Origin of the sequence: Actinoplanes sp. NPDC051633, from assembly GCF_040681735.1 — a bacterium.
In the GTDB taxonomy this organism is placed as follows: domain Bacteria; phylum Actinomycetota; class Actinomycetes; order Mycobacteriales; family Micromonosporaceae; genus Actinoplanes.
In genome coordinates, this window is sequence record NZ_JBFAZH010001746.1 from 1 (window position 1) to 1,162 (window position 1,162).

At 70.7% G+C, this 1,162-nt stretch carries 1 protein-coding gene; it reads left to right on the forward strand.

The genetic code is table 11. From position 1 onward, the window contains the following. On the forward strand, positions 1-993 hold a 993-nt coding region (locus tag AB0M20_RS44850), incomplete at its 5' end, for a glycerol-3-phosphate dehydrogenase C-terminal domain-containing protein (protein ID WP_364307716.1). Positions 994-1,162: the final 169 nt, after the last annotated feature.

Consider the following 1,162-nt stretch of genomic DNA (forward strand, 5'->3'; position numbering starts at 1 on the left):
GACGACACCCAGGCGCTGGTCGGCGAGCGGGGGCAGTTCAACGTCCGCGCGTCGAAGGGGATCCACCTGGTCGTGCCGCGGGACCGCATCCAGTCGTCCACGGGGCTGATCCTGCGCACCGAGAAGAGCGTGCTCTTCGTCATCCCGTGGGGCCGGCACTGGATCGTCGGCACCACCGACACCGACTGGTCGCTGGACAAGGCGCACCCGGCCGCGTCCAGCACCGACATCGACTACCTGCTCGAGCACGTCAACTCGGTGCTGTCCCGGCCGCTGGCGCGCAGCGACGTGCAGGGCGTCTACGCCGGGCTGCGCCCGCTGCTGTCCGGCGAGTCGGAGTCGACGTCGAAGTTGTCCCGCGAGCACACCGTGGCCAGCCCGACGCCGGGTCTGGTCGTGGTGGCGGGCGGCAAGTACACGACGTACCGGGTGATGGCGAAGGACGCCGTGGACGCCAGCGTGCACGGGCTGGGCCGAACGGTGCCGAAGTCGTGCACCGACCGGGTGCCGCTGCTCGGGGCGGAGGGCTTCACCGCGTACTGGAACAAGCGGGGCACCCTCGCCCACGACTCCGGGCTGCACGTGGCCCGCATCGAGCACCTGCTCAACCGTTACGGCACGCTGATCGACGAGGTCCTCGAGCTGGTCAAGGAGGACCCCGAGCTGGGCAAGCCGATCGAGGGCGCGGACGACTACCTGCGGGCCGAGTTCGTGTACGCGGCGAAGGCCGAGGGCGCCCGCCACCTCGAGGACGTGATGACCCGGCGTACCCGGATCTCGATCGAGACCTTCGACCGAGGTCTGGCCGCCGCACCGGACGCCGCCCGCCTCATGGGTGGTGTCCTCGGCTGGACCGACGACCAGATCAAGCGGGAGGTCGAGCACTACCAGCTGCGGGTCGAGGCGGAACGGGCGTCGCAGGAGCAGCCCGACGACGCGACGGCGGACGCGGCCCGGCTGGGCGCGCCCGACATCGCGCCGATCGAGGTCTAGCAGCGTTGTCCCGGTCGCCGGCGACCCTGATCACCCGATCAGGTCGTCGGCGACCGGCGTCCGGGGGAATGAGGATCATGCGACGCGATCCTCCCGTAGGCGTTCAGGCCCGGCGCCATTGCTGGTTCGCCAGGCCGTGGCAGGGCCAGATGATGATGCCGCTCTATTG